Annotated in this window: 22 protein-coding genes; 4 read left to right on the forward strand and 18 right to left on the reverse strand. The window is 63.5% G+C overall.

Going from position 1 to position 22,467, the window contains the following annotated elements:
• Positions 1-119: 119 nt before the first annotated feature.
• From AC0L20_RS14615 to AC0L20_RS14645, 7 genes are all read right to left on the reverse strand, one after another.
• On the reverse strand, positions 120-1,841 hold the full coding sequence (locus tag AC0L20_RS14615) for an FAD-dependent oxidoreductase (protein ID WP_473289116.1): 1,722 nt from the start codon (positions 1,839-1,841) through the stop codon (positions 120-122).
• Positions 1,769-2,686 (reverse strand): sugar phosphate isomerase/epimerase family protein, encoded by a 918-nt coding sequence (locus tag AC0L20_RS14620; protein WP_473289118.1) that lies wholly within the window; start codon positions 2,684-2,686, stop codon positions 1,769-1,771. The genes AC0L20_RS14615 and AC0L20_RS14620 overlap by 73 nt, the downstream gene beginning before the upstream one ends.
• Positions 2,686-3,342 carry a hypothetical protein gene (locus tag AC0L20_RS14625; protein WP_473289121.1) on the reverse strand — a complete coding sequence of 219 codons (657 nt, stop codon included), beginning with the start codon at positions 3,340-3,342 and terminating at the stop codon, positions 2,686-2,688. Before AC0L20_RS14625 ends, AC0L20_RS14620 begins: the two co-directional genes overlap by 1 nt.
• Before the next feature lie 14 nt (positions 3,343-3,356).
• On the reverse strand, positions 3,357-3,851 hold the full coding sequence (locus AC0L20_RS14630) for a type II 3-dehydroquinate dehydratase (protein WP_473289123.1): 495 nt from the start codon (positions 3,849-3,851) through the stop codon (positions 3,357-3,359).
• Positions 3,852-3,883: 32 nt separating this feature from the next.
• The gene (locus AC0L20_RS14635; RefSeq protein ID WP_473289125.1) at positions 3,884-5,164 is read right to left on the reverse strand and encodes a TRAP transporter large permease; all 1,281 of its coding nucleotides are present in this window, start codon (positions 5,162-5,164) and stop codon (positions 3,884-3,886) included.
• 61 nt (positions 5,165-5,225) lie between these two features.
• A complete protein-coding gene (locus AC0L20_RS14640) occupies positions 5,226-5,735 on the reverse strand; it encodes a TRAP transporter small permease (protein ID WP_473289128.1) in 510 nt (169 codons plus the stop codon).
• Positions 5,736-5,811: 76 nt separating this feature from the next.
• The gene (locus AC0L20_RS14645) at positions 5,812-6,828 is read right to left on the reverse strand and encodes a TRAP transporter substrate-binding protein (protein ID WP_473289130.1); all 1,017 of its coding nucleotides are present in this window, start codon (positions 6,826-6,828) and stop codon (positions 5,812-5,814) included.
• A gap of 228 nt (positions 6,829-7,056) precedes the next feature.
• On the opposite strand from AC0L20_RS14645, the gene AC0L20_RS14650 reads away from it, so the two are divergent.
• Both AC0L20_RS14650 and AC0L20_RS14655 read left to right on the forward strand, forming a co-directional pair.
• On the forward strand, positions 7,057-7,716 hold the full coding sequence (locus AC0L20_RS14650) for a GntR family transcriptional regulator (RefSeq protein ID WP_027570441.1): 660 nt from the start codon (positions 7,057-7,059) through the stop codon (positions 7,714-7,716).
• Between the two features lie 58 nt (positions 7,717-7,774).
• Positions 7,775-8,674 (forward strand): SMP-30/gluconolactonase/LRE family protein, encoded by a 900-nt coding sequence (locus tag AC0L20_RS14655; protein WP_473289133.1) that lies wholly within the window; start codon positions 7,775-7,777, stop codon positions 8,672-8,674.
• A 32-nt stretch (positions 8,675-8,706) separates the two neighbouring features.
• Here AC0L20_RS14655 and AC0L20_RS14660 read toward each other — a convergent pair whose 3' ends face one another.
• Positions 8,707-9,444, reverse strand: a complete 738-nt coding sequence (locus AC0L20_RS14660) for an SDR family oxidoreductase (protein ID WP_473289135.1) — start codon at positions 9,442-9,444, stop codon at positions 8,707-8,709.
• A 224-nt stretch (positions 9,445-9,668) separates the two neighbouring features.
• Between AC0L20_RS14660 and AC0L20_RS14665 the strand changes: the two genes are divergently transcribed.
• Positions 9,669-10,217, forward strand: coding sequence for a winged helix-turn-helix transcriptional regulator (locus tag AC0L20_RS14665; protein WP_473289137.1), 549 nt, complete (start codon positions 9,669-9,671; stop codon positions 10,215-10,217).
• 893 nt (positions 10,218-11,110) lie between these two features.
• On the opposite strand, the gene AC0L20_RS14670 is transcribed toward AC0L20_RS14665, so the two are convergent.
• The 4 genes from AC0L20_RS14670 to AC0L20_RS14685 form a co-directional block, all read right to left on the reverse strand.
• Positions 11,111-11,368 (reverse strand): hypothetical protein, encoded by a 258-nt coding sequence (locus tag AC0L20_RS14670; protein WP_007590640.1) that lies wholly within the window; start codon positions 11,366-11,368, stop codon positions 11,111-11,113.
• Between the two features lie 122 nt (positions 11,369-11,490).
• Positions 11,491-11,703 (reverse strand): hypothetical protein, encoded by a 213-nt coding sequence (locus tag AC0L20_RS14675; RefSeq protein WP_027567097.1) that lies wholly within the window; start codon positions 11,701-11,703, stop codon positions 11,491-11,493.
• Between the two features lie 148 nt (positions 11,704-11,851).
• Positions 11,852-12,154, reverse strand: coding sequence for a hypothetical protein (locus AC0L20_RS14680; protein ID WP_456769882.1), 303 nt, complete (start codon positions 12,152-12,154; stop codon positions 11,852-11,854).
• The gene (locus AC0L20_RS14685; RefSeq protein WP_473289140.1) at positions 12,133-13,869 is read right to left on the reverse strand and encodes an adenylate/guanylate cyclase domain-containing protein; all 1,737 of its coding nucleotides are present in this window, start codon (positions 13,867-13,869) and stop codon (positions 12,133-12,135) included. The genes AC0L20_RS14680 and AC0L20_RS14685 overlap by 22 nt, the downstream gene beginning before the upstream one ends.
• 323 nt (positions 13,870-14,192) lie before the next feature.
• Here AC0L20_RS14685 and AC0L20_RS14690 point away from each other — a divergent pair, with 323 nt between their 5' ends.
• The gene (locus AC0L20_RS14690; protein WP_473289142.1) at positions 14,193-16,382 is read left to right on the forward strand and encodes a lytic transglycosylase domain-containing protein; all 2,190 of its coding nucleotides are present in this window, start codon (positions 14,193-14,195) and stop codon (positions 16,380-16,382) included.
• Between the two features lie 127 nt (positions 16,383-16,509).
• On the opposite strand, the gene AC0L20_RS14695 is transcribed toward AC0L20_RS14690, so the two are convergent.
• The 6 genes from AC0L20_RS14695 to AC0L20_RS14720 form a co-directional block, all read right to left on the reverse strand.
• Positions 16,510-17,478 carry a tripartite tricarboxylate transporter substrate binding protein BugD gene (locus tag AC0L20_RS14695; protein WP_473289144.1) on the reverse strand — a complete coding sequence of 323 codons (969 nt, stop codon included), beginning with the start codon at positions 17,476-17,478 and terminating at the stop codon, positions 16,510-16,512.
• Between the two features lie 86 nt (positions 17,479-17,564).
• Positions 17,565-18,806, reverse strand: coding sequence for a threonine synthase (locus AC0L20_RS14700; RefSeq protein ID WP_473289146.1), 1,242 nt, complete (start codon positions 18,804-18,806; stop codon positions 17,565-17,567).
• A gap of 124 nt (positions 18,807-18,930) precedes the next feature.
• Complete coding sequence (gene lpdA / locus AC0L20_RS14705) at positions 18,931-20,352, reverse strand: dihydrolipoyl dehydrogenase (RefSeq protein ID WP_473289148.1); 1,422 nt, start codon at positions 20,350-20,352, stop codon at positions 18,931-18,933.
• A gap of 17 nt (positions 20,353-20,369) precedes the next feature.
• Positions 20,370-20,597, reverse strand: coding sequence for a hypothetical protein (locus AC0L20_RS14710; protein ID WP_473289150.1), 228 nt, complete (start codon positions 20,595-20,597; stop codon positions 20,370-20,372).
• Positions 20,598-20,617: 20 nt separating this feature from the next.
• On the reverse strand, positions 20,618-21,952 hold the full coding sequence (locus AC0L20_RS14715; RefSeq protein WP_473289152.1) for a pyruvate dehydrogenase complex dihydrolipoamide acetyltransferase: 1,335 nt from the start codon (positions 21,950-21,952) through the stop codon (positions 20,618-20,620).
• Between the two features lie 60 nt (positions 21,953-22,012).
• Complete coding sequence (locus AC0L20_RS14720; protein WP_473289154.1) at positions 22,013-22,465, reverse strand: nucleoside deaminase; 453 nt, start codon at positions 22,463-22,465, stop codon at positions 22,013-22,015.
• Positions 22,466-22,467 lie beyond the last annotated feature (2 nt).

Consider the following 22,467-nt stretch of genomic DNA (forward strand, 5'->3'; position numbering starts at 1 on the left):
TATGGGGGCTTGGAGGCGGGGCCGTGCAGGCCAGCAAATCGGCGGCGACGCTGGCCCGCCGAGTCAAGCCTCGATGGTGCGCAAGAGTTCCTAGTTCGGAGCGGCGGACGAACCGGCTTTCAGTTATCTTTTTCCTGAGCTGAAGCGCCCGCGGCATGCATCGCCGCGCACCATCCAAATACCATCGCAGGCCCGATCATCGTGCCCGGGCCCGGATAAGTGCCTCGAAAGATCGAGGATGAATCGGTACCGACGGCGTAGAGTCCGGGTATGGCCGTCCCACGGCTAGACAGGACCCGGGCGGTTGAATCCGTGCACAAGCCGGCACTGCTGGCGAGATCCGTCGGCCATACTGCGACGGCATAGTATGGCCCGGGACCGATCCGGCGCAGGCACGGGTTTGGCACGTTCCGGGGATCACCATTGAACCGGTTCAACTCGCTTGAACCGCGGCCGAACTCTTCGTCCACCCCGCTCTCGGCATAGCGATTGTATCGCTCAATAGTTTGAGCAAGCTCGCCGCCATCGACGCCGATGTTTTCGGCCAGTGCTTCAATCGTTTCGCCTGGCAGCAAATATTTAGCCTTCAGAAATTTATCCAAATCCCTCGTCCCGGGATGAACGAGACCAATGCCATAGTCGCCGATAAAGGCGCGATCGCAAATCAGGAAAGCCGGCGTAGCTAATACGGAAGGCGAGTCCGATCGCAACATCGCTTCCACGAAGTCGTGATAGGAGTCGGCTTCATTCACGAAACGGCGGCCCGATTTGTTCACCGCAAGCAGTCCTGGCTTGGCACGATCCAGCATAATGTGCGGAAATACCGAGACGTAGCCGTCCGCCTGCGTCATGACCGAGCTCGGCATCCACAAGGCGGGGCTATCGAAACTGCGCTCGATCACCGCGTCGACACGTTCGGCCGCGAGCAGGCCGTCCCCGGTATTGCACGATGGCGCGAGTGAAAATCGGTGCGCGGCCTCGGGGAAAAACCTTTCGCGAAGTTCGCGGCTCCAGCCGATGCCTCCCGTTGCCAGCACCACGCCTCTGCGGGCACGTATTGCCAATGCTCTCGAGGACGATGACAAAACGGCCCCGACGACTGCGTCGCCGCTCCGGATGAGCTCAACGAGCTCGGTCTCATATCGCAGATCCACGCCGGAACGACGGAGGCTGTCAAACAACCTCGCGACGAGAGCGTTGCCCATGATCAGACGCGTTCCGCGGTTGTGGCGAAGTCGATCGCGCAAATGCCGACCGAGAAGACCAACGACATGCCTGAAGTTCGTCCAGTTGCGGATTGGCGCCAGCAACGCCGGGATGTCCGCCTTTCCGACCATCATGCCGCCGAGGACCATGAACTCTCGCCGCGGGGCCCTGATGCGCTCGAAGTCCTTGCCAAGCTTGCGGCCGTCGAACGGAACGGCGCCGAGAGCACGACCACCGATCGCTGCCCCAGGAAGATTCTTGTAGTCGGGATGTACCGGCGGCGCCGCAAACCGTACGCTCGTCCTCTGCTCGAGATAGTCAAGCATGAGAGGACCCGTCTGGAGGAACGCATCCACACGCGCGTCCGCGGCGTGTTCGCCTAGCAATGCTTCAAGATAGACACGCGCCGCCTCGGTCGAGTCTGGTCTTCCTGCAAGCGGTCCCTGCCGATTGCCCGGAATCCAGATGGTGCCGGCGGAGGTCGCAGTCGTACCGCCGACTGTGTCCGACTTCTCGCAAAGGATCACGTCGAGCCCCTCGAGGGCAGCCACCAGCGATGTCGTCATGCCGGCGGCACCCGCCCCGACGACCAGGAGATCGGTCTCGACGTCCCAGGAGCGATCGGCCTGCGGCATCCCGAACTACCCTTCCGTCCCGAATTCTCACCTCTGGCTGCGCGCCCGCTCCACGACGGCTCTGCCCGCCAGCAACGCCCGGCGTGCTCGCGACGCGGCGTCGACGCTCTTGCTAGTTGAACGGTCGGAACCTCGATGCTGATGGTCAGGTCATGCGGCATCGCGCTTGCAAGCCCCATCAAGTCTATTCCGCCCTCGCCCGGAAACATCCGCTCCTCGCGAGCGGCATGGATGAGCTGCTCGATGGTCGCCGGGCGCTCGGCCGGGCCGTCGCAAAGTTGCCAGTAGTGAAAGCGGTGCGCCGGGACAGCGCGGAGGTCCGCAAGCGAACTTTGCGACCGATCGAAATGCAGTGCATCGACCAGAATGCCGGCACCGGGACGATCGACGTCACCGACGATCCGCATTGCGGTCTTCAGGTCCGGAACGCTGGTCCATGGCATGAATTCGAGATCGGAGGTCAGGCCGTAGCTTGCTGCCGCTTCACAAAATTGCTGGTAGCGATCCGAAAACCGCGCCAGATCCGGATCGTAGGCCGCGACGAGGATGTGTTTGGCGCCGAGGCGCGCGCCCACCTCGAAGAAGGGCGTGAACGAGGCCATCTCGGTTTCCGGTCTGAACGCAACGACCTCGAGATCGGCGACAGTCACCCCCGTCAACTCCAACCGCCGGAGCGTCTCCCGCAGGAGCGGCGCATCGTCCATCAGGCGATAGGCAACACCGCCAGGCGTGGCGGGCAACAGTCTGAGCCCGACTTTTTCGTAGCCGCACTGCGCCGCCAATTCGATCATCTCCGGCGGCGCAAGCTCGAGCACGGTCAACGCGGCGAGCGAGAACGTTGTCATCAACCGAAATCCGCGATACGGGCGTCGAGCGCAAACGTGCTTTGATAAACTTCCGGTTCGCTCGCCCCGGCCATGACGTCGGGCGCAAGCTCGCTCGCCCGATGCAAGGCGGCCTGCAGCGAAGCGACGTCGAGCGCCTCGATCAGCAAAAGCCCCGCGAAGAAGCCCTCGTTCTTCCGCATGCCCTTCTCGGTCGTCCGCACTGATGTCCGCGCCTCGTCGGTCGCGCCGATCTGCACCGCGGCAACCCCGTCGCACGCAACGAGCGCCCGGGCCAAACCTTGGGGATCTTTCGGCAACGTCTCGATCCGCAGCGCCACGATCGATGCACCCTCGCCCCGCCCTCCCCGCGCGATCATGACGCCGCCGCCCCGCATGAAATTGCCGAGCTTCGGCATGATGCGCTGGGACCACGGCGTCGGTGCGTTGAGGCGCGCCAGATAAGCCTCGCCGTCGAGGACCTCCGGCGTCTCCAGCTCGTACAGAATGAAGAAGCGGTCGATGTCGTCCCTTGCCGCGCGGAAGACACGCGATGCCAGGAAGCCCTTCGTCGTCACGCGCTCGGTCGTGTGCTCACGCGTCAGCCAGTGCCGGTAGTCGGTCAGGTCGTGAGCCTCGACGTCGCTCCAGATGGCGAGAAATCCCGTGCCGCGCATTCCGCCCTCCATGCCTACGCCTTGCCGCTGGCCGGAAGCCCGCGCAGAGCCGGTGCGATGGTCTCAGGCAATTGCCCCAGCCGTTGGACGGCCGCGAGCATCGCGGCGAGATAGCCATATGGACCGAGACCGCAAATGACCGCCGTGCAGGCACTCGACGTGATCGAGTGGCGGTGCAGCTCGTCCCGCGCGTGGATGTTCGAGATGTGCACCTCGATCTTCACGCCTTCGAAAATCTTCAGCGCATCGATCAGCGCGATCGAGGTGAATGAATAGGCCGCGGGATTCATGATGATGGCGTCCGCGTTGCCATGGGCGGACTGGATCAGGCTGACGAGTTCGCCCTCGATGTTCGTTTGATGGAACGACATCGAAATCCCGAGCTGATCGGCCAGCGCCTTGCAGCTCGCCTCGATCTCATCGAGCGTCGTCGAGCCGTAGATGTGGGGCTCGCGGATGCCGAGGAAATTGAGATTGGGTCCGTTGAGGATCACGATCCTTGCGGCCATTTTCGCTTGTCCTTCTTTTGTTGCCGACGCCTCTAGCCGCTGAACCACTTGGCCGGGATCGTCACCAGTCCCGGGAATAGCACCATCGCGAACAGGACGATCAGTTGCGCAATCAAGAAGGGCCAGACGCCCTTGATGATGTCCTCCATGCTGATCCTGGAGACACCGCAAACCACATTGAGCACGATACCGACCGGTGGCGTGATCAGGCCGATCGCATTATTGATGATGAAGAGGACGCCAAAGTAGACGGGATCGATGCCCGCCGCCTTGACGATCGGCATCAGGATCGGCGTGAGGATGAGGATGGTCGGCGTCATGTCGAGGGCCGTCCCCACGATCACCACCACGACCATGATCGCAAGCATCAGGAGCGTGTTGTTGCCCATGAACGGCTTCAGCAGGGTGACGATCTGTGTCGAAATCTCGGACACGGTGATCAGCCAGGACGACACCAGCGCCGCTGCCACGAGAAACATCACGATGCTCGTCGTCAGCGCCGAGGAGACGAACACCTCGTAAAGCTGCGACGGCTTCAATTCCCGATAGATGCAGGTCGCGACGAACAGCGAATAGACGGCGACGACCACTGCGGCTTCCGTCGGCGTGAAGATGCCAAAGCGCAGGCCGACGATGATGATGACCGGCAGCATCAACGCCCAGAAGCCGTCGACCACCGCTTTCACCATTTCCGCGAGCGATGCTCGTGGCGGGGGCGTCAGGTTCTCCCGGCGCACCACCCACCACCAGGCCAGGCAGAGCCCTGCCCCGAGCAACATCCCGGGGACGATCCCGGCCAGAAACAGTTTGGAGATCGACACGCCCGCCGCGACACCGAAGATGACGAATCCGATGCTGGGCGGAATCACGGGCGCGATGATGCCGCCGGCCGCCACCAGACCCGCCGCATAGGATTTCTTGTGGCCCGCCGCCACCATCATCGGCACCAGCAGGGCGGCCAGCGCCGCGGCATCGGCTGCTGCGGAGCCCGAGAGCGACGCAAGGATGCAGGATGCGAGGATCGTGACGTAACCGAGTCCGCCGCGAAAATGTCCGACTGCGACGAGCGCAACGTTGACGATTCGCTTGGCCAGTCCGCCCTTGTTCATGACCTCGCCGGCGAGCATGAAGAAGGGAATGGCCATCAGCGGAAAGCTGTCCGCGCCGTTGATGACGTTCTGCGCCACGATCTGGGCGTCGAACATGTCGATCGTGCTCATCAGCGCCACGCCGCAGACGATCAGAGCAAAGGCGATCGGCATGCCCAGTGCCATGGCGCCGAGCAGCGAGAACGTGAAGACGGCAATCGTCATGGCGTGATCCCGGTGATTTTCAGGATTGGAGCGCCGCGCGGCACGATACGGGGAGACAGCATCAGTGCTCCTCCGATTCCCTGACGGCCACCATGTCGGCTTCGCTGGCCTGTCCGGAGATGACACGGAACAGGTCGTAGAGAAGGATCACTCCGGCCGAAACGCCGAAGATCACGCCGACGCCATAGAAGATGCCGAGCGACAGGCCGGTCGCCGGCGCGCGGTCGTCGATATTGATGATCGTCTGCCGCCAGCTTCCCGAGAGCAGAAGCCAGTCGGCGAACAGCATCAGGACGTAGCTGACGATGAAGCAGATGCGTTTGCCGTAAGCCGGCAGCATCCGCACAAGGCTATCGACGCCGAGATGGGCGTGTTCGCGCATTGCCACGATCGCACCGAGGAAGGTCAGCCAGACCAGGAGCCAGCGCGACAGCTCCTCGGAAATCGCAATTCCCGAGTTGAAGCCGTAGCGCAGCACCACGTTGCCGAACACCAGCACCACCATCACCGCGAGAAATGCGGCAATGATGCCCTTCAGCAGGGTGCAATAGAGGTCGAGAATTCGTGCCATGCGGGCCGTCCAGGCAAGGTCAGTTCAAGAGCCGGCCGACCGGTCGGCTCCTACTTATGCATGCTGACGAGGTCGACTATTTCACGTCCTTGCGGATGCGATCGAGCTCGTCGTTGAACAGCTTGACCGCCTCCGGCTTGAGATTGGCGGCAATCTTGTCGACCACCGGCTGCGCCGTCTTGCGCATGCGATCGAGCTCTTCCGGCGCGACGGTGTTGTATTGCATGCCCTTCGCCTGCAGTTCCGACAGGGCCTTTTCGGTCTGAAGGCGCGTCTGCTCCTTCTGATAGCCTCGGCTTTCCTCATATGCCTCGCGCATCAGGCGCTGCTCGGTCGGCGACAGCTTGTCCCAGAACGCCTTGCTCACCAGGATGATGTTCAGGGTGAAGGTGTGATTGGTGGCGGAGACGTATTTCTGCACTTCGTAGAACTTGTTGGAGAGAATGACCGTGAAGGGGTTCTCCTCGCCGTCGACGGTGCGGGTCTCCAGCGCCGAGTAGAGTTCGCCGAAGGCCATCGGAACGGGATTGGCCTTGAAGGATCCGAAGGTCTCAAGGTAGACCGGATTCGGAATCACGCGAAGCTTGAGGCCGTTGAAATCCTCGACCTTGGTGATCGGCCGCGTGCTGTTGGTGACGTTGCGGAAGCCGAGGCCCCAATAGCCCAGACCGATCAGCCCCTTCGGCGGCAACGTATCGAGCATTGACGTGCCGAATTTGCCGGTGCCGAGCGCGTCGGCCTGCTCGATGGTCTTCACGATGAATGGGAAGTCGATGAGGCCGAACTCCGGCACGACGGTTGCGAGCGACGTCGTCGAGGCCGACAGCATTTCCTGCGTGCCGCCACGCAGTGCGGATTGCTGCTGCAACTCGTTGCCGAGCTGCGAGGCCGCGAACTCGCGGACCTTCATCTTGCCCCCGCTCTTCGCCAGCAGGATCTCGGCAAATTTCTGCACCCCCGCGCTGACGGGGTGATCGGTGTTGTTCAGGTGTCCCCACCTGATCGTGCGCTCCTGAATGTCCTCAGCGGATGCGCCGACCGTCAGCGCCACGCAAATCGCCGTCGCAGACAGCGCCCGTACCAGCAAGCTCATCGTTTCCTCCCTGTTCGAACGGGCGCGAACGGCGGCTTAAGCCATCATTTTTCGTACCCTCGGTCTATTTAGACATCACACATGTATTTCCATGTCAAATGACGATATCAATTTCATAGGATGATTTACCATGCGTCAGACATTCGAAGTCTGCTATAGTGCTGGCAACGTTGATGGTTCGGCCGCCTCCGGAGCGGCGACCAATCGGGACAGGCGGGATCAGAAGGCATGACGTCACTCGAGGAACGGCCCTTGTCGGCGGGCGACAGCGGCTATCAGCGCATCCGGGCCGACATCATTTTCGGAGTGCTCACGCCATCCGGACGCCTCAAGCTCGATGCCATGAAGGAAGATTACGGCCTCAGCGTCAGTACGCTGCGTGAGATCCTCAATCGTCTGACGTCCGAGGGATTCGTGGTTGCCGAGGGCCAGCGCGGCTTCGAGGTGGCGCCGATCTCCATCCAGAACTTGCGTGAGCTCGCCGGTCTGCGCATCCTGCTGGAGCATCATGCGATGGCAGAGTCGTTTCGTGCCGGCGACGTCGAGTGGGAGGGCCGCGTGGTGTCGGCGCATCACAAGCTGGCGGCGACGGAACGCACCGTGCTCAAGGAGGGTGACGATCCCGAGCTGCGCAAACGCTACGACGGCGAATTCCACCAGGCGCTGATCTCGAGCTGCGGTTCGCGCGAGCTGATGCAGACCCACGCGGTCGTGTTCGACAAATATTTCCGCTATGCGCTGCGCTACCGCGGCGCGGAGACAATCAACCAGCACAAGGCGCTGCTGGACTACGCGCTCAAGCGCGACATCAAGAGCGCCAAAGCCGTGCTCACCGAGCACATCAACGGATGCGTCGCGCACGCCCTCGCCTCCTGGAACGAGGATTGATCGTCCGCGGCCTGACGTCATTCGGAGACAGCGCTCGTCGTTGCAATCGGATTTCGGGATGACTCCTGACATGATTCCCGCGCATCGGGTCGAGACCGCGGTCGCCGCGGGCGACATCCTCGGCGAGACGCCGTTGTGGTGCGACCGCTCCCGCAGACTGTGGTGGGTCGACGTCGACCGGCGGCTACATCAATCGTTCGATCTGGCGACAGGCGCTCATCAGGTTGTTCCGTACGCATGCAACTTCCTCGGCAGCCAGGCTCTGACGGCGGACGGCTCCCACCTGCTCGCGCAGGATCTGGGACTTTATCGCCGCGCGTCCGATGACGGTCCTCCAGCTCAGCTCTGCGAGGTCGAAAGCGGCCCCGACAACCGCCTGAACGACGGGCGTGTCGACGCGCGGGGCCGGCTATGGATCGGCACCATGGACAACCAGCTGCATCGGCCGAACGGGGCGCTGTATCGCGTGGATTCGGACGGCCGGACGGCGCGCATGTTCGGCGACGTCATCGTGACGAACGGCATCGCGTTCTCGCCCGACAATCGTACGCTCTATTTCACCGATACGAGGCGATACCGCACCTGGCAGTTCGACTTCGATGTCGATGACGGCGTGATCTGCAACAGACGGCTGTTCGCGGATTACAGCGCCTCCGGCGAGAGGCCCGACGGTGCGTGCATCGACGTCGCGGGCGGACTGTGGACCGCATTCTTCTCCGGCGGCCGGGTGGTGCGCTATCGGCCGGATGGCCGGATCGACACCGTCATTCCGGTGCCGGCGACCAATCCGACTTGCGTCTGCTTCGGCGGAGCCGACCTGAAGACGCTGTTCGTGACGACGGCGAGAAAGTTTCTGGATCGTGAGCAATTGGGCCGCGAACCCCAAGCGGGTCATGTTCTGGCCATCGATGGCATCGCACAGGGACTTCCGGAACACCGCTTCGGCAATTCATCCTGAACCTTTGCACGGGCCATCGTGAACCGGCTTCGCTACCATTTCTCGCCGAAGGGACGAATCTCCAGCTCGAAGGTCCAGGCACTTTTGGGTTGCTGATAGAGCATCCAGTAGGATTCGGCGACCGACGACGGCGGCATCAGGAGGTCGGGATCATCCAGCGCGTTCGGACCGAGCGCCTCGATCCGCCGTTGCCGGACCCATTCCGTGTCGACGCCGGAATCGATGATCAGATGCGCCACGTGAATGTTCTTCGGGCCCAATTCGCGCGCCGCGGCTTGCGCGACCGCCCGCAGGCCGAACTTGGCGCTGGCGAAGGCCGCATAGCCGCTTCCGCCGCGCAGGCTCGCCGTCGCACCGGTGAAGAAGATGTTGCCCTGGCCGCGGGGCAGCATCAGGCGCGCGGCCTCGCGGCCGGCGAGGAAGCCGGAATAGCACGCCATTTCCCAGACCTTGCGGAACACCCGTTCGGTCGTGTCGAGAATCGGAAAGTTGACGTTGGCGCCGACGTTGAAGATGCAAACCTCAAGCGGGGCATGCTTGTCGGCATCGCCGAGAAACGAGATGATCTGGTCTTCCTTGCGCGCATCGAGCGCGCGCGCATGAATTTCGCCGCCGGCCTGCTCGATCTCCTTGACGAGCGGTTCGAGCTTGGCGCCGTCGCGGCGTCCCGCGAACACCGTAAAGCCCTCGGAGGCGAACTTCTTTGCAATCTCGCTGCCGATAAAATCACCGGCGCCGATCACGGCCACGGTCGCGTTTCTCTTTTGCATGGGACTTCTCCCGGTCAGGTCTGGATCCGGTCGTCGGATCATAATTCAGACCGCAGATTATCTTATAGTTCTAAAAACGAACTGTCAATTCTGGCATATTTTCTGCTGAACTAGGCCTTCGCAAGACATTGCCTCGCAGTCAGTACCGATTTAGAATGGTATCTGAACCAAAGACTTCCTGGACGATATCCGCACGGAAGCCGCGGGCGGAGTGGAGATATGGAATGAAATGGGGTGAGCTGGAGGACGAGCCGTGTTCGATGGCCCGAACCATCGGCGTGATCGGCGACCGCTGGACCCTCCTGATCCTGCGTGAATGCTTCCTGCGCACACGCCGTTTCGAGGGATTTCAGTCTTCGCTCGGAATCACACGCCACCTCCTCGCCGAACGGCTGAAGAAGCTGGTCCGGCAGGGCGTGTTGCGTCGTATCCCCTATCAGGACTCGCCGAAGCGGCACGAATACATCCTCACCCAGAAGGGGCTCGATCTCTATCCGATCATGATGGCGATCGTGCACTGGGGCGACACTCATATGGTCGACGTACGCGGGCGCCCTTTGCTGCATCAACACCGCAAATGCGGCAAGGACTTCGATCCGGTCATGATTTGCTCCGAATGCGGCGAGCCGCTTTTGGCCAAGGAGGTTCATACCCACCCCGGCCCTGGTGCTCGACGCACCCCGGCATCGGCGGCGCCGGAGAAGCCCAAAGCAAAGCTGAAGGCAAAGCTAGAAGCAAAGACAAAGGCGAAGGCCCGCCGCAGGGCCGCGTGAGATGGCCGCGTAGCGCGAGCGCCGTTCGACATATTCCGGGAATGATGCGACTGATCTTTCCAACAGCGGACATGAGCTCTCGTTCTCGCAGCGCGTTTCGCCCGAGCTTTGCCTGGTCACTTCACCCTCTAAGCCAAGAGGGCGCAGGGAAGGCCGGGTGCCGGCTGGCACCCGCGGTCCGCTGCGCGAGGATGTAGCGCAAAGAACCGCACAGCAGCATACAGGTGTAGCCAATCACTCGGCCTTCCCTGCGCGATGGTCGGACGGCTTATGCCGTGCTCTCCCGGGAGCCGAACTTTCCTTCTGGCCTCCCTCGCCTCGCGAATTTGGATGATGCTGTCTGCCCGGTTGGGCTCGCACACACCTCCGCGACAGCTTGACCGTAGCAACGACGGCCAGGACCACACGGTTTTGCCGTACGCACGGCCCGCCATTTCGCCGCAGTTTTCCCGGCCGTGTCGACGAAGCCGAAAACTTACAGACGAGACGAAGCCTAGCAGCGCCGCTCGTCCGCACGCGGTTGCGGGCTCACAGGGACTACCCGCCCTGCCCGCACCTCTCGTGCCGCTGCCGCGTCCACCGCAAGCCCGGCTCGCAATCAAGACGACAACGAGATCGCCCCTCAAGGATGAGCCGGGATGACCGACACATACGTCAAAACCGAATTTCGGTAGGTATGCATTGACACAGGGGTCTCGAGAAATGGTCAGGTGTTTTGCCCGACGGGCAACCGCGACGGCTTCGTGAAAGTCACATCAGGCCGCCCCGCCGTTCGGGTATGTCGTGACGGTCCGGACGGCGGTCACCTTGCGGGGCTGGGTCGGTCATCGCCATGACTGGACCTCAGCGACTTGACCTCAGCGCCTCACCCTCTTGTTCCTCAAACGGGCGGGCTACGCTCGTCCTCTTGCGCGCTGGGCTTGAGCCCAAGCCGCGGTGACGTCGCGCGGCGGGACGTCGACGCGCCGGATCGGCGTCAACTCGCCGGAGGCGGAGATGATCGCAGTCTCCTCGCGGCGGCAGCGCGGGCACACGAAGCGGACCTCGTTTGGCGAAGCCGACCAGCTCGAACGTTTCACATTGGCCGCCATCGGCCAGGCCGCGCAATGCGAGCATGACACCAGGAACCGACCGGGATCGAGCATACCCATTTCAAGGACTCCGCGTCCTGCCATCCCTTCAATGATTAATCCATGTGAATCGTTCCGGTGCCAAGACACCGCCGAGGCGGATCAAGACACCGTAGCGACCCCAAACCAGGAGATTGAGCGGCTCAGTGGGCGCCCTTGAGCGTGCATGACGTGCTGCAGGTGACCGTGTTGCCGTGGTCGCACGCCTTGCAGGCGGCAACGCACTGGGCCATGTCGCGGGGATTGAAGGAGGTGTAGTTCCGCATCGCGCAGACCGGGGTCGAGCCGGTGATGTCCTGCTCCTGATTGCAGGCTGCCGTCATGAGTCCAAACATGATGACCGCAAGGAGGCGCATGGGATCGCCCTGTGAGGCACGACAAAACAATCTCGCGAGGCGCGCTGCACCGCAACGAGCCCGGCACTTCCACAGCGGAAAATCGCCGCAGGCGTCCCCGCATCTGCACTGAGGATGCGCGCCAAGTGTTAAGAACGGATTGTCGGCGTCAGGCCGCAGCTTTGCTTGCGATGGCCTGCCGCATGTCCACAGCCAATTGGCGGTACTGCTCCGAAAGCTTCAGATAAAACTCGCGCTTGGTGCTGTCCGTGGCGAGCCTGGCGATCAACTCGCATTCGGCGGTGAGCGTCTCGAAGCGTTCGAGCCTGTTCTCAAGTTCTGTCATCGGCGTGTCCCCGTCAAACGCCTCAAGGACACCAAACCTAAGCCCGCGAAATAGGTCACGGCGAACATCGTTATCGAGTAGAATCAATTTTTCCGCGCGGCCGGCTATTTCTGCTCCAACCGCCATGCGCCGTCCCAGCCCTCGCCCGGCGGATTGGCCTCGAATTGCGCAATGCGGGCGAGCATTGCGCGCGAGGGACCGTCGCCGGGGACGGCTTCGAGTGCCACGTTGAAGGCGACACGGGCCTCGTCGAAGCGGCCGGCGCGATAGGCGGCGAGGCCTCCGGCGTAGTGCGAACGCAGGCTCTCATGCGCGGCCGTGAGCGCGCCTGACCGGCCCATCACCTCGAAGATCGTTTGCGCCGCGCTCTGGCCGGCGACCGCAAGACGATCGACTTCGCGCAATTCGAGCTGCGAGCCGATCGCGTCCGCTGTCGCCTGCGAGATCAGGATACGGGTGCCATAGGTCTTGTTGACGGCCTCCAGCCGCGAGGCGAGATTCACCGCATCGCCCATCACGGTGAAGCTCATCATCAGCTCGGAGCCGATGCTCCCGGTCAGGACCTCGCCGGTGGCGATGCCGATGCGCAGATCGCAAAGCTCCGGCATGGCGCGGATGCCGAGGAGATCCGGCAATTGCTTCTGCAGCGCGGGCACCTGATCGGCCATGTCGATGGCGGCAAGGCCTGCGAGCAGCGCCGGCTCGTCCTCCTCGATGAAGGGCGGGCCCCAATAGGCCATGATGGCGTCGCCGATATATTTGTCGATGATGCCGCGGTTGCTCCTGATCGGACCGGACATCATCGTGAAATAATGGTTCATCACCCTGACCAGGCCGCGCGGGGTCATGCCCTCGCTCATCGCGGTGAAGCCGCTCATGTCGCAGAACATGATGGTCATCACCCGGCGCTGGCCGTCGATGGCGACCTCGGGCCGGTCGATCAGGCCTTGCACCACCTTGGGATCGATGTAGCGACCGAACGTCTCGCGGACGCGCTCATTGTGCCTGAGCTGCTCGGTCATGCGGTTGAAGGCTGCGGCCAGCTCGCCGATCTCGTCCTGGGTGGAGACGGTGATGGTCTTGTCGAAGCGGCCGGCCTCGACCTCGCGCGTGCCGGCGAGCAGCAGCCGCACCGGGCGCGTAATGCCGCTGGACACCAGAAGCGCAAAGGCAAATCCGAGGACCGCTGCCAGCAAGGTCACGACTCCCGACACGATAATCGCCTGGTATTGCCGACTTATCACCTGCGACGTCGAGAAGAAGACCTGCGTCAGCATGTCGCCGCGGATCGCGTCGACCTTCCGGTTGAACGCATCGCGCAGCAAGTCGAGCTGTTCCAGCGTGCCGCGGGCCTCGGCCATGTCCTTGGCCTCGATCTGCTTGAGCAGTTTCGTATTGCCCTCGTCCAGATTGCGCCGCAGCTCGGTGACAGCGCTCTCGATACGAACGTCGAGCCGTGCCAGTGCGGCGTTGTCGGAAGAGGTCCTGGGGTCGTCGATGATGGCGTTGATGAGCTTGCGCGCGGTCTCGGCCTCCTCCTCGAACTTGCGGTCCAATGCCTCGAAGTCGCGAAGCCGCGCCGCGTAGGCCTCCTCGTCCGACGCCGATCCCATCCTCGTCATGACCATTCGCCGCAGCGCCAGCGCCCGCTCCAGCGAGCGGATATTGGCGCGCGCGAGATGGCTATAGGCCGGAATGTAGCGGTTGGTCAGTTCGTCAAGCAGGACGCCGACCTGGCTCGACATCACCATCGACAGGATCGAGGTGACCAGCATCAGGACGATCAATCCGAGGGCGATGCCGACGATTTTGCGCCGGATCGACTGGTTGAAAAGCGGCATGGGTGTGAGGCAAATGGGCTGCAGGAACGGCTATGGAACCCAATACACCGTATTTGCACCAGGGAACACGCACAATCAGGCCGCTGTCGCGCCAAGGAGCCGCCCGCAACCACCGCGCGAGCGCGAATGGTTAACAGAGGTTAAGAGCCTCCTCTATCCGCCGTTGCACAGGTTCCCCCGCCCCATCCGTATTTCGCCGCATTGTTGGAACAGCTTGAGGATGCGAAACGACGTCGCGTCACCATTTTTGACGTCGTTTTGATTCTCGAGCCGCATCTCGTCGCGGACTTTGGTTTGTACTGGTTTCGCAGGGGGACCACGGAATGAACCAGTGCCTACGCTCGCTCGCATGTGTCGTTGCCGTGGCCGCTTTGGCCTTCATCCCTACCGAGCTGGCAGCGAAGAGCAATCACAAATCGTCCGCGCCGAAGAAGACGCATGAGGCGAAAGCCGGCAAGCAGCGCCATGCCTCCGCCGGCAAGGCGCGGCACGGCAAGCATGCCGAGGCCAAGCGCAAGTCGAAGAAGCAGGACGACACCCCTTCAGACAAGCCGGCAGCCCCGCCGCTGACCGGCGATCTCGCCGCGTTGAAGGATGCCATCGATCTCGCGCGGAAGGGCAAGACCGAGGACGCGAGCGCGGCGCGCGACCGCATTGCCGACCCGGCGGGGCAGAAACTCGCCGACTGGTTCATGCTGCGGCATTCCGAAAGCACGGCGAATTTCAAGCGCTACGCCGCCTTCCTCGCCGCCAATCCGGACTGGCCGAGCAGCGCGCTGCTCCGCCGCCGTGCCGAGGCGCGGCTGTGGCAGGAGAAGGCCGACGCGGCGACCGTGCACAAATTCACGATGGACCGGCCGACCAGCGCCAAGGGCAAGTTCGCACTCGCCCGCGTGCTGATGACCGAGGGGGAAGGCGACAGGGCCGCGCGTCTGGTGCGCGAGGCCTGGCGCACCGACGAATTGTCCGAACGCAGCGAGGAAGATTCCTACGAAGCGTTCCGCGATCTCCTGACCACTGAGGATCATCGTGCCCGCATGGACAAGCGCCTCGGCGCCAAGGACTACGCAGGTGCGCGGCGCGCAGCCAAGCGGCTCGGCGAGGATGCGCTCGCGATCGTCAAGGCCTGCGCCGCCGTCACCGGCAAGGCCAGCAAGGCCAAGGATTACCTCGATGACGTCTCGGCCGAGGCGCGGCGCGACCTCGGCTATGTGCTGTGCCGCGCGCAATGGCATCTCCAGAATGACCGCATCGACGACGCGGCCGAGGTGATCCTGGCCGCCGCGCCCGATACGATGGCGGCGCAAGACACCGACGCCTGGTGGCGCGAGCGCCGCCTGCTCGCGCGAAAACTGCTCGACCAGGGCAAGTTCAAAACCGCCTACGACGTCGTGCGCTCGGCGGCCGTGCCCGCGATGGAGGTCTATCGCGTCGACTATCACTTCATGTGCGGCTGGATCGCGCTGCGCTATCTCGACGATCCCAAGGCGGCGATGACGCACTTCGCCGCGATCGACGAAGGCTCGGCCAACCCGATCGCGCTGTCGCGCGCGCATTATTGGCGCGGCCGCGCGGCCGAAGCCATGAACGCAACGGCCGATGCGCGCCTGAGCTATCAGGCGGCGGCGCGCTATCCGACCGCCTATTACGGCCAGCTCGCCCGCGCCAGGCTCGGCCTCGACCGCATCGAGCTGCGCGCGCCCTCGCCCGTGCTCGCAGCAGTTGACACGCCGCCCGCGGACGAGCGCGTGCGCGCCGCCGACATGCTCTACGGCGTCGGCGAGCGCGACATGGTGTTTTACTACGCCGAGGATTTCGCCAAGGAGAGTACCAACGTGGCGGCACTCGAAGCGCTCGGCGAGCTCGCCGGCCGGCGCAACGATGCGCGCGTGATGCTGGAGGTCGGCAAGTCGGCGCTGGCGCGCGGGCTCGCGCTCGACCATTACGCCTTCCCGACCATCGGCATCCCTGAACATAAGCAGGTCGCGCCCGCGATTGAACCCAGCGTGATCTATTCGGTGGCCCGCACCGAAAGCTCGTTCGACCAGCGCGACAAATCGGCCGCCAACGCAGTCGGGCTGATGCAGGTGACGCCGGAAGCGGGCCGCGACACCGCAAAGCGCTTCGGCCTGACCTACGACTGGGACAAGATGGTCTCCGATCCCGTCTACAACACGCAGATGGGCGCGGCCGAGCTCAGCGCGCTGATGTCGGAATACCGCGGCAATCAGATCATGACCTTCGCCGGCTACAATGCGGGCCGGGGCCGCGTGCGCGAATGGGTGCAGGCGCGCGGCGACCCCAGGGATCCCAAGGTCGATCCGGTCGACTGGGTCGAGCGCATCCCGCTGTCGGAGACGCGCAACTACGTCCAGCGCGTGATCGAGAACGTGCTGGTCTACCGCGCCCGGTTCGAAGGCAGCGGCATGATCGCCGGCAAGAGCGATCAGCGCGTGGTGACGAAGGATGCGGCGGCCGTGGCGACGCCGGTGGGGTTTACGGGGACGGAGTAGCCGCGGCTTCGTAGGGTGGATTAGCGAGGCGTAATCCACCAGTTCTTTCGCCGCACAAGAAGAGGTGGATTACGCCGAGCGACTGCGCTTCGCGCAGCGCTGGGCTAATCCACCCTACCAGAACGCCTCAATCCACTTTGATGTTCGCCGCCTTGATCATCGGCCACCACTTCGCGATCTCCGCCTTCTGGCGCGCGCCGAGGGCTTCGGGCGTGAGCTGATCCTGTGGCGTCATCTCCAGCCCCTGGTTTTCGAGCTGCTTCTTCACGCCGGGATCGTTCAGCGCTTCCACGGCTGCGGCATTGAGCTTCGCAACGATCTGCTTCGGCGTACCCTTGGGCACCCACATCCCGGACCACAGCGTCATGTTGAAACCCTTCAGCCCCGCCTCCTCCGCCGTCGGGACGTCGGGCGCCGAGGCGAGGCGCTTGTCATCGGTGACGGCATAGGCGCGGATGGTGCCGGCGCGGACCTGATTGATGGAGTTCGAGGTCTGGTCGACGATGACGTCGATCTGGCCGGCGATCAGATCGTTCAGGGCGGGCGCGGTGCCGCGATACGGCACGTATTGCAGCTTGATGCCGCTGACGCTCTCGAAATAGACCCCGGCGATGTGGCTGCCCGAGCCCGCGCCTGCGGTGCCGGCGGTCGGCGGCGACGGCCGCGACTTCAACCAGTCCAGCAGCTCCTTCAGCGAGGTCGCGGGCACCGCGTTCTTGCTGACGACGATCATCGGATTGCTCGGCAGCAGCACCACCGGCTCCAGGTCCGCGACCAGGTCGTAATTGAGCTTGTAGACGGCGCCGTTGGCAACGTGGGTGCCGAGATGGCCGAACGAGATCGTGTAGCCGTCGGGGGCCGAATGCACGGCGCGGCCGACGCCGATCGAGCCGCCCGCGCCAGTGACGTTCTCGATCACCAGCGGCTGGCCGAGCGCCGTGCGCATCCGCTCGGCGAGCACACGCGCCATCGCATCCGACGGACCGCCCGCGGCGAAGGGAACGATGATGGTGATGGGACGTGAGGGATAGTCGTCGGCGCACGCGGCGCCTGCAACAGCGAGAATAGCAATCAGCGCAGCCCAGGCGGCCTTCATTGTCTTCTCCCAACGATGTCATTGTTGTTTTTGTCTCTTCCCGCGTACGGGAAGAGGGATCGCTCGTGAAGGGACGAAATGCCGCGCTAGAACTGCGAATAGTCGATCGGCTTGTGGCGATCGAGCGTCCGGTTGACCGGCGGCAGCGGGTATTTCAGGCCGGTGGCGCAATTGAACAGCATCACGCGGTCACCCTTCGAGACGCGACCGTCGGCGAGGCTGTCCTTGTAGGCGGCGTAGGTGGCTGCACCTTCGGGGCAGAGCAACAGCCCCTCCTCGCGCGCGACCTCGTTCAGCGCGGCAGAGATCTTGTCGTCGTCGACCGCGATGGCAAAGCCCTTGCTCTCGCGTACCGCGCGCAAAATGAGAAAGTCACCGATCGCCTGCGGCACGCGAATGCCGGACGCGATGGTGTGAGCGTCCTCCCAGCGCGTGGCATGCTCGGTGCCGGCTTCGTACGCACGCACCATGGGCGCGCAGCCGGAGGCCTGCACCGCAACCATGCGCGGGCGCTTCGAGCCAATGAAGCCGATCTTCTCCAGCTCGTCGAAGGCCTTCCACATGCCGATCAGGCCGGTGCCGCCGCCGGTCGGATAGAAGATCACGTCGGGCACGTCCCAGCCAAGCTGCTCGGCCAGTTCGAGCCCCATCGTCTTCTTGCCTTCGATCCGGTACGGCTCCTTCAAGGTCGAGGTGTCGAACCAGCCGACTTTCGCCTTGCCCTCGCCGACGATCTTGCCGCAATCGTCGATATAGCCGTTGACGCGGTAGACGGTCGCGCCCTGAAGCTCGATCTCGCTGACGTTCACCTCGGGCGTATCGGCCGGACAGAAGATCGTGGTCTTGATGCCGCAGGAGGTGGCATAGGCCGCGAGCGCCGCGCCGGCATTGCCGTTGGTGGGCATCGCCATGTGCTTGATGCCGAGCGCCTTGCCCATCGACACCGCCATGACGAGACCGCGCGCCTTGAACGAGCCGGTCGGAAGGCGCCCCTCGTCCTTGACGATGATCTCGCCGCCGCCGAGCTTCTTGCCGAGCTTGGGCAGCCGGATCAGCGGCGTCGTGACCTCGCCGAGCGAGACGATGTCCTTGCATTTGCGCACCGGCAAAAGCTCGCGGTAGCGCCACATGTCGGCCGGGCGCTGGCTAAGCGCATCCTTGGTCAGCGCCTTCTTCACACCCGCAAGGTCGTAGCGCACCAGCAGCGGCTTGCCGGCCTTGGAGAGGTTGTGGACCTGGTCGGCGGGATAATGGTCGCCCTCCATCGCGCATTCGAGATGGGTGACGAAGCTCGGCCGCTCGATGGTGAGGTTGTCGTTGTCGTGCATGGGGTGATTTCCTTCTTCTTTTGCAGGCCCTACTGCTCGTCATTGCGAGCGTAGCGAAGCAATCCAGACTGCCGCTGCGGAAAGACTCTGGATTGCTTCGCTTCGCTCGCAATGACGGCGGCGATCAAATATTCAGCACCCGTCCATACGCATCCAGCACGGCTTCCTTCATCATCTCCGACAGCGTCGGATGTGGGAATACCGTGTGCATCAGCTCCTCTTCCGTCGTCTCCAAGTTCATGGCGACGACGTAGCCCTGGATCAACTCGGTGACCTCCGCGCCGACCATGTGGGCGCCGAGCAGCTGACCGGTCTTCTTGTCGAAGATCACCTTGACCAGGCCCTGGTCCTCGCCGAGCGCGATCGCCTTGCCGTTGCCGACGAAGGGGAAGCGGCCGACGCGGATCTCGCGGCCGTTCTCCTTGGCCTTGGCTTCGGTCAGGCCGACGGAGGCCACTTGCGGCTGGCAATAGGTGCAGCCCGGAATCAGGTTCTTGTCCATGGCGTGCGGATGCAGGCCCTTGATCGCCTCGACGCAGATCACGCCTTCATGCTCGGCCTTGTGAGCCAACATCGGCGGCCCCGCGACGTCGCCGATGGCGTAGATGCCGGGGATGTTGGTCTTGCCGTAGCCGTCGATCACGATGACGCCGCGATCGGTTTTGACGCCGAGCTTTTCGAGACCGAGATTCTCGATGTTGCCGACGACGCCGACCGCCGAGATCACACGCTCGAACTCGGTCGTCACAGGCTTGCCCTTGCCGTCGTCGATGGTGGCGACGACGCTATCGGCCTTCTTCTCGAGCTTGGTCACCTTGGTCGAGGACAGGATCTTGATGCCCTGCTTCTCAAAACGCTTGCGGGCCAGGCCTGCGATCTCGGCGTCCTCAACCGGCAGGATCTGCGGCAGCACTTCGACCACGGTGACGTCAGAACCCATGGTGTGGAAGAAAGACGCGAACTCGATACCGATCGCGCCGGAGCCGACGACCAGCAGCGATTTCGGCATCCGCTCCGGCACCATCGCTTCGAAATAAGTCCAGATCAGCTTCTTGTCCGGCTCGAGGCCCGGCAGCACGCGCGGCCGCGCGCCGGTCGCGACGATGATGTGTTTGGCCTGATACGTCCCCTCGCCCAGCGTGCCCTTTGGGCCCTGGACGTCGGACTTCTTCACGGTGACTTTGCCGGGCGCGTCGATCGAGGCCGCGCCCCAGATCACGCTGACCTTGTTCTTCTTCATCAGGAAGCCGACGCCGTCGTTCAGCCGCTTCGAGACGCCGCGCGAGCGTTGCACCACCGCCTTCGGATCGAACGAGACGTTGTCCGCCGACAGGCCGTAATCCTTGGCGTGCTGCATGTAGTGGTAGATCTCGGCCGAGCGCAGCAGCGCCTTGGTCGGGATGCAGCCCCAGTTCAGGCAGATGCCGCCGAGATAGGATTTCTCGACGATCGCGACTTTGAAGCCGAGCTGGGCGGCCCGGATCGCGGTGACATAGCCGCCGGGACCGGAGCCGATGATGATGATGTCGAAGGATGTATCGGCCATGGCAGCTCCCGTTCAACTCAAGAGGTGCCGCGGGCGCGGCGCCTGGAAATCAAAACCCTGACCAGCCATTCGAGCAGGATCGCGCCGGCCATGGTAGCCAGCGCGATCATAATGACCGCCTGGCCGATGCTCCGTGCCAGCTGCTCGCCGGCAAAGAACGCGGAATGCAGAATATCGAGCCCGACCGGATTGAGTGCAACCACAGCCGAGAGCAACAAGGAGATCCAGGGCCAACGCGTTCGCATTCACCCCGCGCCTCCCCGGGCTACACCATCATCATGACGGGGTTTTCGATCAGCTGCTTGAAGGCGCCGATCAGCTCCGCGCCGAGCGCGCCGTCGATGGCACGGTGATCGCAGGACAGGGTCACGCTCATCATGTTCGCGATCTCGATCTTGCCGCCGCGGACGACCGGCCGCTCATCGCTGGTGCCGACCGCGAGGATGGTCGCGTGCGGCGGATTGATCACGGCGGTAAAGTGGCTGATGCCGAACATGCCGAGGTTGGAGACGGCCGTCGTGCCGCCCTGGTATTCTTCCGGCTTCAGCTTGCGCGAGCGGGCGCGCGCCGCAAAATCCTTCATCTCGTTGGAGATGGTCGACAGCGTCTTGGTCTCGGCCTTGCGGATGATCGGCGTGATCAGGCCGCCGGGCATCGCCACCGCAACGCCGACGTCGGAATGGTGGTGCTTGACCATGCCGGATTCGGTCCAGCTCACATTGCAATTCGGGATCTTCTGCAGCGCCACCGCCATCGCCTTGATGACGAAGTCGTTGACCGAGATCTTGTAGAGCGGCTTCTTCTCCTTGTCCTTGGGAGCAGCCGCATTGATCTCCTCGCGCGCGGTAAGCAGCTTGCCGATGTCGCAGTCGATGGTGAGGTAGAAGTGCGGGACGTTCTGGATCGACGCGGTCAGACGCTGCGCAATCGTGCGGCGCATGCCGTCATGCGGGACGACCTCGTAAGAGCCCGGCTCGAACAGCGACAGGATCTGCTTGTCCGACATGGTCGGCGCGGTCGAGGGCGCGCCTGACGGCGTCGCCGCGGGAGCCTTCAGGCCCTTGCCGGACTTGGCCTGCTCGACGTCGCGGGCCACCACGCGGCCATGCGGGCCGGTGCCAGTCACCATCGACACGTCGAGGCCGGATTCCTTGGCGAGACGGCGCGCCAGCGGCGAGGAGAACACGCGGCCGCCATGTCCGTTGCTCTGCACGGCCGGTGCTGCGGCCTGCGGTGCAGGTGCTGCGGCGGGCGCCGGCGCGGCCTTGGGCGCAGGAGCCGCGGCGGCAGCTTCAGCGGCTTTCGGAGGTGCGGCCGAAGCACTGGGCTTGGCGGCACCTGCCGCCTTCACGTCCTCGCCCTCGCCGGCCAGCACCGCGATCACGTCATTGACCGGGACGTCCTGCGTGCCCTCGGGCACGAGGATCTTGGCGATCGTGCCCTCATCGATGGCCTCGACCTCCATGGTGGCCTTGTCGGTCTCGATCTCGGCGATGACATCGCCGGATTTGACCTTGTCGCCTTCCTTCTTCAGCCACTTGGCGAGGTTGCCCTTCTCCATCGTCGGCGAAAGAGCGGGCATCAGGATGTTGATGGGCATGCTGACCTCAAGAAGAACTTTGCAAAAATCCGTCTCCGGACCGAAGACGGACAGACCAGGTTAGTTGCCGATGTCGCCCTGCCACAGGCGCTCATTGGCAGGAATAGAACGCCAATTTTTCATCATGGTGATGGAGCGATCGTCGGCAAGGTCGATCCACGGGATGGCGAACTTGTCGAGAATGTCCTTGGAGCCCTCGAAGGTGACGGACTCTCCGATCACCACGAGCTTGACCTTGAACAGCGCGAGCGCACCGGCACACATCGCGCATGGCGACAGCGTGGTGTACATGACGGTATCGTGGAACGAAATCGCACCCGCCTCGCGCAGGCAACTCATCTCGCCGTGCAGGATCGGGTTGTTCTCCTGCACGCGATTGTTGTGGCCGCGGGCGATCACCTTGTTGTCGCGGGTCAGCACGGCGCCGATCGGCAGGCCGCCTTGCGCGATTGAGGCTTCCGCCTCGCGGATCGCCTCCAGCATGAAATCGAAATGATGGGACTCGATCGCCACGG

This window comes from Bradyrhizobium sp. Kon58 (genome assembly GCF_055807455.1).